This window comes from Lutibacter sp. A80 (assembly GCF_022429645.1).
Taxonomy (GTDB): domain Bacteria; phylum Bacteroidota; class Bacteroidia; order Flavobacteriales; family Flavobacteriaceae; genus Lutibacter.
Genome location: NZ_CP092480.1, coordinates 1,486,485 through 1,502,500, shown reverse-complemented (window position 1 = coordinate 1,502,500; position 16,016 = coordinate 1,486,485). Strand labels below are relative to the sequence as shown.

At 30.0% G+C, this 16,016-nt stretch carries 14 protein-coding genes and 2 tRNA genes (1 of these 16 only partly in view); 9 read left to right on the top strand and 7 right to left on the bottom strand.

All coding sequences use genetic code 11. The annotated features are described in order from the left end of the window. Positions 1-77: the end of a DUF6526 family protein gene (locus MHL31_RS06490; protein WP_240228279.1), read on the top strand. Its footprint begins 349 nt before the window's first position; the window shows 77 of its 426 coding nt (coding positions 350-426); its start codon lies off the left edge, out of view; it ends in the stop codon at positions 75-77. Positions 78-115: 38 nt separating this feature from the next. Here the strand turns inward: MHL31_RS06490 and MHL31_RS06485 are convergent, their stop codons facing one another. The 5 genes from MHL31_RS06485 to MHL31_RS06465 are packed head-to-tail and all read right to left on the bottom strand — an operon-like array spanning position 116 to position 5,471. Then, positions 116-1,324, bottom strand: coding sequence for an ABC transporter permease (locus tag MHL31_RS06485; RefSeq protein WP_240228278.1), 1,209 nt, complete (start codon positions 1,322-1,324; stop codon positions 116-118). Positions 1,325-1,326: 2 nt separating this feature from the next. Then, positions 1,327-2,496 (bottom strand): ABC transporter permease, encoded by a 1,170-nt coding sequence (locus MHL31_RS06480; protein WP_240228277.1) that lies wholly within the window; start codon positions 2,494-2,496, stop codon positions 1,327-1,329. A gap of 1 nt (position 2,497) precedes the next feature. Next, positions 2,498-3,490, bottom strand: a complete 993-nt coding sequence (locus tag MHL31_RS06475) for an HlyD family secretion protein (RefSeq protein WP_240228276.1) — start codon at positions 3,488-3,490, stop codon at positions 2,498-2,500. Positions 3,491-3,498: 8 nt separating this feature from the next. After that, a complete protein-coding gene (locus MHL31_RS06470; RefSeq protein ID WP_240228275.1) occupies positions 3,499-4,869 on the bottom strand; it encodes a TolC family protein in 1,371 nt (456 codons plus the stop codon). Positions 4,870-4,871: 2 nt separating this feature from the next. Beyond that, entirely contained in the window at positions 4,872-5,471 is a 600-nt protein-coding gene (locus MHL31_RS06465; RefSeq protein ID WP_240228274.1) for a TetR/AcrR family transcriptional regulator, read from the bottom strand. 121 nt (positions 5,472-5,592) lie between these two features. Here MHL31_RS06465 and MHL31_RS06460 point away from each other — a divergent pair, with 121 nt between their 5' ends. Further along, entirely contained in the window at positions 5,593-6,846 is a 1,254-nt protein-coding gene (locus MHL31_RS06460; protein WP_240228273.1) for a Y-family DNA polymerase, read from the top strand. After that, positions 6,837-7,286, top strand: a complete 450-nt coding sequence (locus tag MHL31_RS06455; protein WP_240228272.1) for a LexA family transcriptional regulator — start codon at positions 6,837-6,839, stop codon at positions 7,284-7,286. Before MHL31_RS06460 ends, MHL31_RS06455 begins: the two co-directional genes overlap by 10 nt. 152 nt (positions 7,287-7,438) lie before the next feature. On the opposite strand, the gene MHL31_RS06450 is transcribed toward MHL31_RS06455, so the two are convergent. Beyond that, entirely contained in the window at positions 7,439-8,581 is a 1,143-nt protein-coding gene (locus tag MHL31_RS06450; protein ID WP_240228270.1) for an acyl-CoA dehydrogenase, read from the bottom strand. Between the two features lie 342 nt (positions 8,582-8,923). Here MHL31_RS06450 and MHL31_RS06445 point away from each other — a divergent pair, with 342 nt between their 5' ends. The 6 genes from MHL31_RS06445 (at position 8,924) to MHL31_RS06420 (ending at position 12,619) form a co-directional block, all read left to right on the top strand. Then, entirely contained in the window at positions 8,924-9,604 is a 681-nt protein-coding gene (locus tag MHL31_RS06445; protein ID WP_371824144.1) for a MotA/TolQ/ExbB proton channel family protein, read from the top strand. A gap of 58 nt (positions 9,605-9,662) precedes the next feature. After that, positions 9,663-10,055, top strand: coding sequence for a biopolymer transporter ExbD (locus MHL31_RS06440; RefSeq protein WP_240228267.1), 393 nt, complete (start codon positions 9,663-9,665; stop codon positions 10,053-10,055). A 3-nt stretch (positions 10,056-10,058) separates the two neighbouring features. Continuing rightward, positions 10,059-10,952, top strand: a complete 894-nt coding sequence (locus MHL31_RS06435) for an energy transducer TonB (protein WP_240228266.1) — start codon at positions 10,059-10,061, stop codon at positions 10,950-10,952. A 6-nt stretch (positions 10,953-10,958) separates the two neighbouring features. Next, entirely contained in the window at positions 10,959-12,176 is a 1,218-nt protein-coding gene (locus MHL31_RS06430) for a folylpolyglutamate synthase/dihydrofolate synthase family protein (protein WP_240228265.1), read from the top strand. A 193-nt stretch (positions 12,177-12,369) separates the two neighbouring features. After that, positions 12,370-12,447: transfer RNA gene (locus MHL31_RS06425), tRNA-Val, on the top strand. A gap of 94 nt (positions 12,448-12,541) precedes the next feature. Further along, positions 12,542-12,619: transfer RNA gene (locus tag MHL31_RS06420), tRNA-Val, on the top strand. Positions 12,620-12,702: 83 nt separating this feature from the next. Here MHL31_RS06420 and MHL31_RS06415 read toward each other — a convergent pair. Further along, positions 12,703-15,996: an alpha-amylase family glycosyl hydrolase gene (locus MHL31_RS06415; RefSeq protein ID WP_240228264.1), complete on the bottom strand. Its 3,294-nt coding sequence runs from the start codon at positions 15,994-15,996 to the stop codon at positions 12,703-12,705. Positions 15,997-16,016: the final 20 nt, after the last annotated feature.

Below are 16,016 nucleotides of genomic sequence, written 5' to 3'. Positions count from 1 at the left end.
CTATAAAAGAAAATTTATCAGAAAAAGAAATCAAAAGCTCTATTAGTAATTGGAAACCTGATACTTATAGAGTATGATTTTTTTATCTATTTCTATTAGTAATTAAAGTTTTAAATTAATATTTAAAATTTCTTTTTTCATTATATGCTCTAACTTTAAGAGTTATTACCGCTATTATAAAATATAGTACTGTAAGCATCCATAAGCGATACCAATCGTTTATAACATCATAGAAAGGTGCTTCCATTTGAATTAATTTAACAAAGCCTGTGATACCAGATGTAGATGGGAGTAATTTAGCTAATTGTTGGTAAAAAATTGGAAATCCTTCCATTGGGAACGATAATCCACTTAACATTAGTGCAGGTACTGATAAGAGTACTAAAAATATTGTTGAATCTTCTCTTCTTTTAAAAAGGCTACTGATGGCTATTCCTAAGAAAATAACAGAAGTTAAATAAGGTAAAGAGAATAGGTATATATCAGCTAATGAAGCCCTAATAGGAATTGAAAATAATGTGTAAATTAAACCTATTTGAATTGGTAGAATTACCGCAAATATTAATGAGTATAATGTTGCTTTAGCTAATAATACGGGTATTGTTCCTCCTTTATGTAGTAATCTTGGAAAATTTGTATGTATTACTTTATCTTCTTTTCGAGAACCATTTAAAATTCCTATCCCCATTAAAATAACTAACTGTACTATTAAAGCAGTAAGTATTGGTATTAAATAGGTAGCGTAACCGGCTGAAGTGTTGAATAAACTAGTAGAGATTTGTTTTAATGGAATGTAATTTTGCTTTGCAAAAGCTATAGGTGTACCATTAGACATTTCTTTTTTTATTACAATTCCAGCATTAAAATTACCTGTTGTAACGGATACATCTACTAATACTTTTTTATAAAATATCATATTTGAAGCATCTGAAAAAGAAGTGATAGTAGTTTGTTTTCCACTTCTAATATCTTTTTCAAAGTTTTTAGGAATAATAACAATTCCCATTACTTTTTTAGAATAGTAATCTCTTTTAGCTTCTTGTATATCTGTGTATGTTGTAATAGTTTTTGTTCCTTCAGAAGCATTTAGCATAGCTATATAATCCCTACTTGTTTTAGTAGCATCTTGGTTTACTATGGCTACAGGAACGTCGTTAATTACTTCTTTAGAATAGATATATGTGTAAACAGTTAAAATACCAAATGCTACTAAAATAAATGTACTTATTACTGCTTTGTCTGATTTTATAGCATTCCATTCCGTAATAAATGTATTTATATATGAAACTTGAATTCTATGATATTTTTTATATAAATTTTTCATTATTAAATGCGTTGAAGAAAAGCCCCTTTTATTAAAAGTTTTTTTAGTTTATTATAACTTAATAGAACAGGAGCAATTGTTAATACAACCAAGCCTATAATTGAATACATGGAATAATACACAGGTATTCCTCTTTGAGTTTGATCTAAAAATAAATTTAAAAAATGTGTAAATGGAAATAAGTGACTCATCCATTGTAATACTTTTGGCATTCCAAATATTGGAAATGTAATTCCAGAAAAAGATAGACTAACAGCGGCAAATCCAGATCCAAATGTTAATGCTTCTCTAAAACTCTTACCGATTACTAAAAATAATATTGCAAAAGCTTGTGAAGCTGTTATTAAAAGAAATAATGAAAGTAAAACAACAGCTTTATTTCCATTTAAAGGGAAATCTTCAATAACAAACATTGCTATAAACATAATAAGTCCAACTAAAAAGTACCATAGTGTATAAGGCGTAATTTTACCTAATATAATTGTTGTAATATTTCCTTTACCAATGTTATATAATTTTTCACCTTTATTATATTTTAAATCGTTACCAAAACAATAGATGGTTGTTAATATTACAAATATTTGAAAAAACAATGTTAAAAAACCTGAATTTAAATAATACGAATAGTTAGTGTATGGATTGGCAAACACATGATTGTCAGATGTTATTGGTTGGTAATTACTTTTAGCTTGCTCTATATAGATGCCTTTTTTTAGCTGTTTTTGTACATTTATACCCGCAGAAATAATTCCGATAGCACTTTTAAATGCTTTATTTTCTAAACCAGAAGCTAATAATAAATTGCTATTGAATTGATTTATAATTGAGACTTGTTTTCCTTGATTTAATTCTTTACCAAAATTTTTAGGAATTGTAACTAGTCCATATACTTTTAATTCTTTTATTAATGTTTCACCTTCTAATTGGCTGGCAGGTTTAAATACTACTTTTAATTCTGGTGTAGCGTCTAATTGACTTGTTATATTTCTTGATGTAGAAGAATTATCTAAGTCAATAACTGCAATTGGTAAGTCTCTAGCAACACCATTATCTAGCAAGCTAAGAAAAAATACCATTGATATAAAAGGTAATATTACTGCAAAAATAAACATAGATTTGTTATGAAATAACATTCTAAATTCACGTTTTGCAATATGTAAATACGATTTCATTTTATTTATTAAATTGAGAATAATCAATTAAAAGACTCATACCTGGACGTAATTCTGTTTCTGGGGTTTTTGGAGCCGCTTTTATTTCAAAAGTTCTAACATCAAAATCTCCTGTAGATTTTGTTGCTTTCCAAGTAGCATAATCTCCTAAAGCTGCAACATAGTAAATTTGAAAAGTAACTTCTTTATTTTCTAAAGCAGGAATAGTTGCCTTAAATTCTGACCCTTTTTTGAAGTTATATAAGTTTGTTTCTTTTACGTTTACTATGGCGTAAGAATTAGATAAATCTACTAAGTGTGCAACAGGGTAACCAGCTCCAATTAATTCGCCTTCTTCAGGTAAAAAATCTAATACTTCTGCATTTATAGGACTTATAATAAAGCGTTCATTTTTATAACTTTCCAGCTCACTTAATGCACCTTCGGCTTTTCTAACTAAAGCATTTGCAGCTTCAATATCTTCACTTCTGGCACCTTTTAAAGCTAATTGATATTTGTTATACGCTGCTTTTTGATCGTTTAGAGCAGCTTCTTTTTTAGCAAACACTTCATCCTTTTTTTGTTCAGAAACCACACCGTCTTTAAATAAATTTTCGATACGTTCGTAAGATTTAACCATTACATTTGCTCCAGCAGTAGCTTTTTCATACAGACTTTTATAAGCATTAATTTCTTCTTTTCGAGCACCGTTTCTGGCTTTGTCTTTTTGGGCATTTGCGGCATCTTTAGCAGCAAGAGCTTGTAATTCTTTAGCGTCTATTTCTGGACTTTCTAAGGTTGCTAATAATTGACCTTTAGTAACGCTTGTTCCTTCTTTTACTTCAATAGATTTTAAACGTGTTGGTAATTTTGAAGATAAATAAATTTCTTTAGCTTCAATTCTACCTTGTAAAATAACTGGATTTGGTTTGCTCATAAACCAAATTCCTGTTAATACTAATATTGTAATAAGAATAATACTTATAGCTGATTTTATAACTTTTGAATTTTTCATTTTCGATATTAAATTTGATTCAAGAAATTTTCTGTTTTGTTTAGACTTACCATTAATTCACCATAGGTTGTATTGTAATAGTAAAGTGCTTTTATTTTAAATAATTTAATTTGAGTTAGTTGTAAAGTAGCATCAATTACTTCGAGTGAAGTACCTGTACCTTCTTCAAATGCACGAGTTCTCATAAACTTTAATTTTTCAGCTAAAGCTAAATCTGTTGCTAAACTATTGTATTGTTCTCGTTGTTTTTCTAATTCGTTATATAATTTTTCGGTATAGGTTAATAAATTTAATTTAGCTTGTTTTTCCAATTGTTGTACTTGTAAAACTTTATGCTTTGCAGCTTTAATTTTGTGTTCTCTTTCAAAACCATTAAACAAGTCCCAAGAAGCACCAACACCCACTAACCATTTTGTTTCTAAAAGATCTAAATTATCTTTCCAAAAAGTGTGTTTTCCAAATAAGGCTACTTTAGGAAAATATTCACTGTTTTCAACTTTAACGCCAACTTTAGCAAGTTCTTCATTTTTTTCTAAAAATTTTAATTGTTCATTTTCTTGAATCATTTCTTGTTGAAATTCATTTAATGAAGGTTGTATTGTTGGATTAATAAAATTTGTTGAAGTTGTATTAAAAGCTTCATCTCCAATTAAATTTTTAATTGCAGTAGTAGCTAAAGAAACATCTTGTTGCGCAGCTAATAATTCGCGTTTAGCATTAGATAGTGCCACTTTTGCATTTAAAGTTTCTACTTCTGGAATAATACCATTTTCAAATAATTTAATTGCGTGTTCATTATGCAATTGTATAGTTTCATATACTTTTTGACGTAAATTTTCTGCTTCTTTGGCCAATTTAAGTTTAAAATAATAATCTATTAACTTTATTGTTAAAGCATTAGTTTTTATTTTATGATGATTTTCGGAAAGTTCATAATTAATTTTTGAAGCTTTATTAGCTGCATTTATTTTTCCACCTGCAAATATTGGCCAATTAATATCTGCTGATGCAAAACCTAAATTTTTGTCTTGTAGTGTAAAATTCCAATCACCTAATACTGACGGGTCAGCTACACCAAGAAGTCCACTAACCATTGTACGTTGTTCATTTAAATCAACTTCTATATCATTGTCTAAATTTAAATAGGTTGCAGAAACACTAAGCGAAGGATATCTTAATCCTTTTACCGCCTTTAATTCTTCCTGTTTTGCGTTTACTTCTTGTTGAGAAGCATTTAAATCACCATTTTTTATAAGCATTAAATTATAAGCTTCTTTTAGCGACAATTCTTGAGCTGTGATACTAGCTGTAATAAGAACTAAAAGAATAGTTAATTTTTTTGCAGTAGGTTTTAATACCAATTTTAAATGAGTAAGCATTGTTAATTATCTTGTTTTAGTATATTTAAAATGTTATTAGTAATGTAGTTAACGTTGTTGTTGTTTTCGTCTATTTCTTCAATTCCTAAAAAGTTATTTTTTTTATAATGAACATAATCTATAGCATAGGTTAGAATGTGATAGCTTAAATCTAGAATTCCAACATTTTTGCCAATTTCACCAGATTTTTTACCAATATTTAAAAGTTGTTGCATTAAAGCAATGCTTTTATCTTTTAAAGCATTGGGTATTACAAAATTATCATTGTGTAATAGTTGGTAAAAGAAATTAGAAGCTTCAGTTTCATTTATGGCAAATACAAATCTATTTTGAACAAAAATTTTAATAATAGGAGCAATACTTGTATGTTTTAAGTTAATTAGAAATTCTAATTCACCTATTAAAGAGTCAATTTTATCAAAATATAATTCATCAATTAACGCTTGTTTACCACTGTAGAGTCTGTATAAATAGCCTCCACTAACATTTGCATTTTTAGCAATCATTGCTATAGTTGCCTTTTCTATACCATGGTCCACAATGGTTTTCATAGTTGCTTGTTTTATACGAGCCAATTTTTCTTCATCTATTTTTCTAGCCATTTATTTAAAATAAAAAAATTCCGACTGCAAATATATGAATAAACATTCATTCATTAATTGTTTTTTTATTTTTTTTATTTATAAACGATATTCTTTATAATTTAGACGATATTTAAAAACCATGTATGCTATTTTAGATTGTAATAGTTTTTATGCCTCTTGCGAGCGTATATTTAAGCCTAATTTAATAGGAAAACCCATAGTGGTTTTATCTAATAATGATGGTTGTGTAATAGCGCGCAGTAGTGAAGCAAAGGATTTAATTCCAATGGGAGCAGAGGCGTTTAAATATAAAGTTACTTTTAAGGAAAATAATATTCATGTGTTTTCGTCGAACTATTCGTTATACGGAGATTTAAGTACACGGGTAATGAATATTATAGGGCAATTTTCGCCAGATATTGAAGTTTATTCTATAGACGAAGCTTTTTTTAAATTAGATCATATTAAAGCTGAGGATTTAGAAGCGTACGTTTTAAAGATTAAAAAAACTGTTGAAAAATGGGTCGGAATTCCTGTTAGTATTGGTGTAGCACCCACAAAATCACTATCTAAAGTAGCAAATAAAATTGCAAAAAAGTTTACAGTTAAAACAAAAGGAGTGTACGTTATTACTTCTGAAGAACAACGAATTAAAGCCTTAAAATGGACAAAAGTTGAAAATGTTTGGGGAATAGGAAGGCGTATTTCAAAAAAACTAAAACAGATAAATATAACTACAGCATATCAATTTACGCAGTTACCAGATCAATTTGTAAAGAAGCAGTTTTCGGTTGTTGGTTTACGTTTAAAACAAGATTTAGCGGGTATAGAAACTATTGGTGTAGAAAAAATACAAGACAAACAAAATATAGCAACTACACGTACTTTTGAAAAAGCAATTCAAGATTTTGAGCCCATAAAAGAACGTATTGCTACATTTGCAAATTCTTGTGCCCAAAAATTACGAAATCAGTATTCAGAAAGTACTTGCTTGTATGTTTTTTTAAGAACAAGCAGTTATACAGAAGAGAAAAGAAATGTTGGAATGGTAGTGCATTTACCGTATGCAACAAATTCTAGTATTACCATTTGTAATTTTGCAATTAAAGGTATTCAGCAGTTATATAAGCAAGGTTTTAATTATAAAAAGGCAGGTGTAATTGTTATGGGGATTCAACCAGAAAAAGTACACCAATTTTCTTTATTTTTAGATGAAGAGCCTAAACATAAAGCTTTAATGAAAGTTATGGATCGTATAAATTTAAAATATAGAACACCAAAAATTAAAATAGCGAATCAAGATTTAGATAAGACTTGGAAAATGAAACAAGAACACTTGTCTCCAAGATATACCACTGTAATTGATGAGATAATAGAAATAAAATGCGATTGAAAAAAATAGGAGATACAGAAAAAATAACTTTTTATATTCCTGAAACATCGGGGTCTATAGTGCGACCAATTGTAAATGAGGATATTGCAGCTGGTTTTCCTTCGCCTGCTGAAGATTTTAAGGAAATTAGAATCAGTTTAGATAAAGAATTAGTACAAAACGAAAATGCTACTTTTTATGCTCGTGTAAGAGGTAATTCTATGGTTGATGCTAATATTGAAGATGGTGATTTATTGGTAATAGATAGAAGTATTGAAACTAGAGATGGAAAAATAGCGGTATGCATGTTAGATGGTGAGTTTACAATTAAACGGTTAAAAGTAGAGCAGGATTGTATGTATTTAATGCCTGAAAATAGCAATTATAAGCCAATAAAAGTAACAGAAGAGAATGAGTTAATTATATGGGGAATTGTTACCTACGTAGTTAAGAAGGTTTAATTTTTTTAGTTGAAGTGTTAAAAAGGTATAATGTTGAATAATAAGTTGAGAATGAAATGCGTGAGCGGTTGAAGTGGTATCCTTTTGCTTTTTTGCAAAAGATTTAACGGAAGACGCGACGGCATTTTTTTTGCCGGCACGCCCAAAATATATTAGTTGTTTAAAACACTTCTTGAAATAACAATTTTTTGAATTTCAGAAGTACCTTCATAGATTTGCGTAATTTTAGCATCACGCATTAAACGTTCTACATGATATTCTTTTACAAATCCATAGCCACCGTGAATTTGAACAGCTTCAACAGTTACTTGCATTGCCATTTCTGCCGCATATAATTTAGCCATTGCACCACTTAAATCATAATTTAATTGTTGATCTTTTTCCCAAGCAGCTTTTAAGCATAACATACGCGCAGCTTCAATTTGAGTTGCCATATCGGCTAATTTAAAGGCAATTGCTTGGTGTTTGCTTATTTCTTTGCCAAAAGATTTACGTTCTTTAGAATATTTTAAAGCTAATTCGTAAGCTCCAGAAGCTATTCCTAATGCTTGGGATGCAATTCCAATTCTTCCTCCAGCAAGTGTTTTCATTGCAAATTTAAAACCAAAGCCTTCTTCTCCAATTCTATTTTCTTTAGGTACTTTTACATCGGTAAACATTAAAGAATGTGTATCTGAGCCTCGAATTCCTAATTTATTTTCTTTTGGTCCTACAACAAAGCCATCCATTCCTTTTTCAACAATTAGAACATTAATTCCCTTATGTCCTTTGCTAACATCTGTTTGTGCAATAACTAAATAAACGCTTGCATTATTACCATTTGTAATCCAATTTTTTGTACCGTTTAAAAGGTAATAATCTCCCTTGTCTATAGCTGTTGTTTTTTGAGAAGTAGCATCAGAACCGGCTTCAGGTTCACTTAAACAAAATGCACCAATAATTTCACCAGTAGCTAATGGAACTAAATACTTTTGTTTTTGTTCTTCGGTTCCGTAAGTTTCTAATCCCCAACATACTAATGAGTTGTTTACAGACATTATTACCGAAGCTGAAGCATCAATTTTAGAAATTTCTTCCATTGCTAATACATACGAAACAGTGTCTAAACCACTTCCTCCATATTTTGGATCAACCATCATTCCTAGAAAACCAAGTTCTCCCATTTTTTTTACTTGTTCTGTAGGAAACTGTTGCTTTTCGTCGCGTTCAATTACACCTGGTAATAGCTCTTTTTGAGCAAAATTACGTGCAGCATCGCGTATCATTATTTGTTCTTCTGTTAAGTTAAAATCCATAATTGATAAAAGTTGTTAGTAAAAGTTTGCTTTTACACAAATATAAGTCTTTTTTAGGTTCTTTTTTGTTAAAAATGTAAAGTGAGCAAAATCTAGTGAAGAAAAGAATTGTAGTTCATGGAAAAACTTATTAAAATACGTATTAGATTTTAGTATATTTACAACCTTTAAATAGTTGTATTAAAAAAGTAACTATAAGTGGTTTTACCATAAAGCGCTATTGTTGTAAAAATGGAAATAATACATTTTTTTATATGTAGTGTATTTATGCTTTTAATACAATTTTAAATTATTATCATCGTTAAAGAAAAATAAAATAAAGAATAATCTATGTTATTAACAATGTTACAAAATTCAGACGATTTGTTAAACGAAACTATTTCTGAAGAAAAAACACTTTCAATTTATAAATTAATTATGGATGGAGGCGTTGGAGGTCAAGTTATTATTGCTATTTTAATTGTATTATTGGCTGTTGCGCTATACATATATTTTGAACGATTTTTTGCCATAAAAGCAGCTGCAAAAACCGATAGTAATTTTATGAATCAGATTAGAGATCACGTTTCACATGGTAAATTAGATGCTGCAAAAGTGTTATGTGCACAGGTTAATTCTCCAGCTTCACGTTTAATTGAAAAAGGAATTTCTAGAATTGGAAAACCTTTAGCAGATATTAATTCGGCTATTGAAAATGCGGGTAGATTAGAAATTTATAAATTAGAAAAAAATGTTCCTGTATTGGCAACTATTGCTGGGGCTGCACCTATGATTGGGTTTTTAGGAACCGTAATTGGTATGATTGTAGCAATTCACGAAATTGCAAATGCAGGTGGCCAAATAGATATTAAAATGCTGTCAGATGGATTATATACTGCTATGACAACAACTGTAGCAGGACTAATTGTGGGGATAATTTCGTACATACAATACAATCATTTAGTAGTTAGAACTAATAAAGTAGTGTATGAAATGGAAGCAAAATCTGTTGAGTTTTTAGACTTATTAAATGAGCCAATTTAATGCGCAGTATTATTAAATAGTTTAGAGTAAAGAATTAAACACTTCAACAAAAATAAGTATGGATATTAGAGGTAGAAATAAAGTAAATCCAAATTTTAATATGTCGTCTATGACAGATATTGTGTTTTTACTCCTCATTTTTTTTATGATTACTTCAACATTGGTTACAACCAGTGCTTTAGATATTTTATTGCCAAAAGCAAGTGGTAAAACCGAAAATAGACAATCAACAGCTGTAAGTATCACTAAAAATTTAACGTATTATATTGATAACAAAAAAGTGAATGAAAATAGCTTGGAACAAAATTTGTTAAAGATATTGGCCGGTAAAGATAGCCCAACTATAGTTTTACGCGCAGAAGAAGGAGTTCCTATAGAAAAAGCGGTAAAAATTATGGATATTGCAAACAGAAATAGATTTAAAGTAATATTAGCAGTAAGACCAAAATAAAAAATGTCTAGCTTTTTAAATACAAAACATAAAAGAAAATCAGCAGTTATAACAAGTGTTATTATGAGCTTGTTACTAATTCTAATGTTTTTTGTTGGAATGACATATTTAGATCCTCCGGAAGAATATGGAATTGCAGTTAATTTTGGAACCTCAAATGTAGGTCAAGGTAACGTACAACCTAAGGAACCATTAGCTCCTGCTCCTAAAGAAACTGTAGAAGAAATAGAAGAAGTACAAGAGGAAATACAAGAAGAAGTTGTAGAAGAAAGTACTGTTGAAGAAGTACAAGAAGTTACTGAAGATGTTGCAACGCAAGAAAGCGAAGAATCAATAGCAATAAAAAAGCAACAAGAAGCTAAGAAAAAAGCAGAAGAAATAGCCAAACAAGCCAAACTTCAAAAAGAAAAAATTGAACGAGAAAAACAAGCTGCAATTGCTAAACAAAAAGCAGAAGAAGCAGCTAAAAGAGAAAAATTAGATGCATTAATTGGTGGTGTAAGTAATTCTAAAGGAACTGCAACAGGAGGTGAAGGAGATGATAATGAAGCAGGTGATAAAGGTAAAGTTACTGGAGACCCTAATGCTAGCGGATATTACGGAAACGGCGGTGGCGGTGGAGATGGTGATTATAATTTAGGTGGTAGAAAACCTTTAAGCAGACCAAAACCAAATTATATTTGTAATGAAGAAGGATTGGTAGTTGTTAGCATAGAAGTTGATACTAATGGTAGAGTTATTAAAGCTACAGCAGGTGTAAAAGGCTCTACAAATACAGCAACTTGTTTGTTAACACAAGCTAAAGAAGCAGCTTTAAAAACTACCTGGCAGGCAGATTCAAATGCTCCATCAAAACAAGTAGGTACTATAAAATATAGATTTTCATTATCTCAATAATTTTTAATGAATTATAACAACACCCTTAGCTGGATGTTTTCTCAATTGCCAATGTATCAAAGGCAAGGAAACACCGCTTTTAAAAAAGATTTAACCAATAGTTTAGCTTTATCTAAACATTTAAATTTTCCAGAAAAAAAGTTTAAAATCATTCATGTAGCTGGTACAAATGGAAAGGGATCTACAAGTCATATGCTAGCTTCAATATTACAAGAAGCTGGTTATAAAGTTGGTTTGTACACATCTCCACATTTAAAAGATTTTAGAGAACGGATAAAAATAAATGGAAAAGTAATTAGAAAAGCGGATGTTACTAATTTTATAAAAAACAATAACGATTTTTTAGTTGAAAATAAGCTTTCCTTTTTTGAAATGACTGTAGGTTTGGCTTTTGACTGTTTTGCAAAGCAACAAGTAGACATAGCAATTATTGAAGTAGGCTTAGGGGGAAGGTTAGATTCTACAAATATTATAACTCCAGAAGTTTCTGTAATTACAAATATTGGGCTAGACCATACACAATTTTTAGGAGAAACATTGCCTGAAATAGCTTTTGAAAAAGGTGGAATAATAAAAAATAATATTCCTGTAATTGTTGGTGAATTTCAAGAAGCTGTATTTCCAGTATTCGAAAAAATTGCTTCAGAAAAAAATGCGCCACTATTTTTGGCTTCAGAAAATTACACGGCTAATTACCAATCAGATTTAAAAGGTAGTTATCAGCAGCATAATATAAAAACAGTTGTAAAAACTATTGAAATCTTAAAAGGTAAAAACTTTAATATTTTAGAAGAAAATATTAAGCAAGGATTGTTAAATGTAAAAAATAATACAGGACTTTTAGGAAGGTGGCAGTTATTGAATGTTAATCCAAAAGTTATATGTGATACAGGCCATAATAAAGAGGGTTTAAGTTATGTGTTAACTCAGCTTCAAAATGAAGCGTTTGATACCTTACATTTTGTTTTTGGTGTTGTAAATGATAAAGATCTAAAACAAATTCTTCCCCTGTTTCCTAAAAAAGCAACTTATTACTTTTGTAAGCCAGATATTCCAAGGGGTTTAGATGCAATAAAATTGAAATTACAGTGTGCTTCTTTTGGTTTAAAAGGTGAAACATATAGTTCTGTACAAGCAGCTTATAAAGAGGCCTTAGAAAACGCTTCGGATAATGATTTAATTTTTATTGGAGGAAGCACTTTTGTTGTTGCTGAAGTTGTTTAATAATTTAGCTTGTATTTTAATATTTTTTACATTTTTATTGAATACGTATTAAATTAAGTGATTAAATTTTTTTTTTAAAAGATTGATAAAGAGTGTTTTGTTTTTTGAATAAAAAAAATAATCAATTATATGTCATTTTTATAGCAAAAACCTTTGGCAAATTAAAAATAGATTATATATTTGCATCCGCTTAGGGCAATTAGCTCAGTTGGTTCAGAGCACCTCGTTTACACCGAGGGGGTCGGGGGTTCGAATCCCTCATTGCCCACCAAAGTAAATCCTACTAGAAATAGTAGGATTTTTTATTTTATTTTGATTAAAACCTTTGTCAAGTTAAAAATAGATTATATATTTGCATCCGCTTAGGGCAATTAGCTCAGTTGGTTCAGAGCACCTCGTTTACACCGAGGGGGTCGGGGGTTCGAATCCCTCATTGCCCACCAAAAAAAATCCTACTAGTAATAGTAGGATTTTTTTATGTTTTTTACTTAATAAAAACACCTTGTTTTAGGGTGCTATTCAAAGTTTATTCTTTTGCTATTTTTAGAAGTATAGCTTCTTTTAAATGTATTTTAGCTAAATATATTCCTGTTGGATTATTTTCTAAGTTAAGTTGTACCTTACCGTATAAAACAGGGTAGGTTTTAGATGAAATTAATTGCGATTGCATATTGTAAATATCAATAGTTACTGCTGTTTCAGTAGTTGGCAATGCTATTTCAAAAGAACCTTGAGTTGGATTTGGATAGGCAATAATATCTTCAAATAAATTAATTTGCTTAGTATAAGTACCTTCGCATGGGACTGCAGTTTTTACAGCTACAACATCTCCATGTTTGGTTGAAATTGTGAATTCTGGAGCATAGGTATTTAAAACTAATTGATCATTTACATAAATATTAAAAGGAGCTGTTCCATCTGAAATTTGTATAGATGCTGTTTTAGAGCTCATACTTGTTTTTCCTGAGACTGTAGTTCCTTGTTCAATGGAAACTTCATAGCATTGTTGGTATGTTTCTCCATCAATTTCAATACAAAAGTTATAGGCGCCAGGTGCTAAATTTTCAACCAATAGTGGTGTGCTATTTGTAAAATTATAATTTTCTTCATTTATAATGACTGAATAATTATAATCAGCTACAGCAGTAATACTTATTTGTCCGTTATTTTTACCTGGACAAGTTTCTCCAGTAGTTTCAATAGTAAAGTTATTGGCAGCTAAATTAAAAGTAGCACAGCCAGTTTCATTTACTTCTTGTCCTATTGGTGTATTTGGGCATAAATCTTCTGTGTCTGGTACACCGTCGTTATCGCTATCGTCTGCAGCAGTTCCACCGCGTGGGTCTAATATTTTTTTAGAAGTATATAATTTATATTCTCCCGGCTTTAAGGTGATAGATTGTGTTGTGGTTGAAAGGTTATTTTCTTCACCGGTAAAGTATTCGTACCAAGTTCCTGTTTTTGTAAAATTGGCGGTAATAGATTTACTAGTGATGTCGAAATTACCAACAATAACTACATCAAAAGAATTGTTTTTTAAGACAATATTTTTTGTTAAACCACTCACGTTTAATGTAAAGTCTGTTGTGTTAAATACTTCAGGGTATTTTGTTTTAAAAGCAATCATTGTAGACCAAGTTGTGTAAATATGGTTTCTAATGGGATCATCTTTATATTCCCATTTTATTGGCTTTCTTCCAACTCTATCATTGTAATCTATGCTATAATCGTAACCAAGTTCACCAAATTGCCAAATCATTTTTGGACCAGGAATTGTAAATAAAAACATACCAGCAAGTTCTTCTCTTGCTAAAGCTGTATTTAGATTTTTTACTGAATAATCATCGTTAGAGTTTCCATATTCAAGGTTTTTATACATTAAACGTTCTTCATCATGACTTTCCATATAACCAACTATATTTGGTGTATTCCATCCACGTTCTTTATATGAAATCCAAGAAATGTCTGTTTCAGAATTATACCCCATAGTATTTTGGTTATATGTGTGATTCATATTTCCCCAAAGCATAATTCCATAGTCTGCAAGTTCTTTTTCTTCTGGGTTATCCGATAAATGTTCAAAAATTACGTAGGGTTTATTGGTAGGGGCGTGGTTCCAAACTTTATCAGCATAGTTTTTTAAAATTCGAATTCTATCTGCATCGTGAGTGCTCGCCCAGTTATCTGAACCAGTCCATTGTGTGTTGGAAAATCCTTTTGTGAAATCGAAGCGAAATCCATCAATTTTATATTCAGTCATCCAATATTCTAATACATCATTAAAAAATGAAGTTGTATAACTAGATTCATGATTAAAATCGTACCCCCAATGTGCGCTAGTATTATCGACGAAATTATGATCTTGATTGTACCAAGGGTTATCTGCAGCAGGTTTATTATTTACAGAATCCCAATACATTTGAACTAAAGGAGATTGTCCGTAAGAATGATTAAAAACAACATCGGCTAAAACAGCAATACCTCTTTTATGGCATTCATCAACCAAAGTTTTAAATGCATTTTTAGTTCCATAAGCTTTATCTAAAGCAAAGTATAATGCAGGGTTGTATCCCCAACTATCTGCTCCTTCAAATTCGTTAACGGGCATTAATTCAATGGCATTTATACCTAATTCTTCTAAATAATCAAGCTTAGAGAGAACTTCGGTATAAGAATCTGTTTCTACAAAATCACGCACATGTAATTCGTAAATAATTAAATTGTCTTTATTTGGTCTTGTAAAATTTTCAACTTGCCAATTGTATGTTTGTTCATTTATTTTAAAAGTTGAAACATAACCTTCGGTTAAATTTGTTGGATATTCTTTTAAATTCGGATAATTTCCTTCATTTATATATTGATCTGTCCAAGGATCTAGTATTTTTTCTGAATAAGGATCGGCAACTTTAGTTTCGTAATCGATTAAATATTGATATGCATATTCTGTATCAGCATCTAAGTTATTTAATGTAATCCAAAAGTATTCACCGTCTTTATATAGTTGATAATCTTCATTAATAGTCCAATTGTTAAAATCACCTATTAATATAACATCATTTTTATTAGGAGCTAAAAGTACAAAAGTAGCAGTACCATCTCCATTATTATTAAAACCATTTTTAACACCCAAAGGCATAGTTTGGTTTTGTGTAGGAGTTTTTACATAAATAGAAATTTCAGTTTCTGAAGTTTCGCTGCCAGAAGTTGCAGTAGCTTTAATAGTGTAAGTTCCTGTATTAGAAAGGGTAAAAGGAGTTGTTATGTTTTTACTGTTTGATATTGTTTTTTGTGAAACTCCATTTACAAAAAGTTCTAAATCTGCATCTAAAGAAGCTTCTGCAGTTATATTTATTGTTGAATTTAAGTTGTAAGCACTTGTGTTTGTAGGTTCTGTAAAAGTGATGTTTAAGTCACCTTGTTCATATAAGGAGATAAAAATATCTTCTCCATTTTTTGTATTTCCATCTGCTGAACGAAATACAAAACATAATTCTGTAATTTTTTCTGAAGTTGGAACATTGTAGAAACCATGTACATCTGGTGTAATTAATAATTCATAGTTGTTTCCACTAATATGCGTTAATTTTGGTTGTGTGGTATTGTCTCCCCAAGATTCAATAACATTTTGCCATTGTTCTCCATTTACAGTCACACCTGTATGTGCATAAATATCTCCAGTATAACCATCTAAACCAGTACCAGTTGCGTCAAATTTTATAGTAATTTCTCCAGAGTTAGTCGGTAATGTAGGCACAGTGGTTACCTGAGAAAAAGTTACTGTTGAAAGTATTAAAAATAAAAGAAATAGTGCTTTTTTCATATTTATTAAATGAGAAAAAC

What these genes read in the sequence shown, in the direction of transcription:
- MHL31_RS06430 (WP_240228265.1), top strand. Translation starts at nt 10,959, where the DNA reads ATGAATTATAACAACACCCTTAGCTGGATGTTTTCTCAATTGCCAATG.
- MHL31_RS06415 (WP_240228264.1), bottom strand. Translation starts at nt 15,996, where the DNA reads ATGAAAAAAGCACTATTTCTTTTATTTTTAATACTTTCAACAGTAACT.
- MHL31_RS06485 (WP_240228278.1), bottom strand. Translation starts at nt 1,324, where the DNA reads ATGAAAAATTTATATAAAAAATATCATAGAATTCAAGTTTCATATATA.
- MHL31_RS06480 (WP_240228277.1), bottom strand. Translation starts at nt 2,496, where the DNA reads ATGAAATCGTATTTACATATTGCAAAACGTGAATTTAGAATGTTATTT.
- MHL31_RS06465 (WP_240228274.1), bottom strand. Translation starts at nt 5,471, where the DNA reads ATGGCTAGAAAAATAGATGAAGAAAAATTGGCTCGTATAAAACAAGCA.
- MHL31_RS06460 (WP_240228273.1), top strand. Translation starts at nt 5,593, where the DNA reads ATGTATGCTATTTTAGATTGTAATAGTTTTTATGCCTCTTGCGAGCGT.
- MHL31_RS06445 (WP_371824144.1), top strand. Translation starts at nt 8,924, where the DNA reads ATGTTACAAAATTCAGACGATTTGTTAAACGAAACTATTTCTGAAGAA.
- MHL31_RS06440 (WP_240228267.1), top strand. Translation starts at nt 9,663, where the DNA reads ATGGATATTAGAGGTAGAAATAAAGTAAATCCAAATTTTAATATGTCG.
- MHL31_RS06470 (WP_240228275.1), bottom strand. Translation starts at nt 4,869, where the DNA reads ATGCTTACTCATTTAAAATTGGTATTAAAACCTACTGCAAAAAAATTA.
- MHL31_RS06455 (WP_240228272.1), top strand. Translation starts at nt 6,837, where the DNA reads ATGCGATTGAAAAAAATAGGAGATACAGAAAAAATAACTTTTTATATT.
- MHL31_RS06435 (WP_240228266.1), top strand. Translation starts at nt 10,059, where the DNA reads ATGTCTAGCTTTTTAAATACAAAACATAAAAGAAAATCAGCAGTTATA.
- MHL31_RS06450 (WP_240228270.1), bottom strand. Translation starts at nt 8,581, where the DNA reads ATGGATTTTAACTTAACAGAAGAACAAATAATGATACGCGATGCTGCA.
- MHL31_RS06475 (WP_240228276.1), bottom strand. Translation starts at nt 3,490, where the DNA reads ATGAAAAATTCAAAAGTTATAAAATCAGCTATAAGTATTATTCTTATT.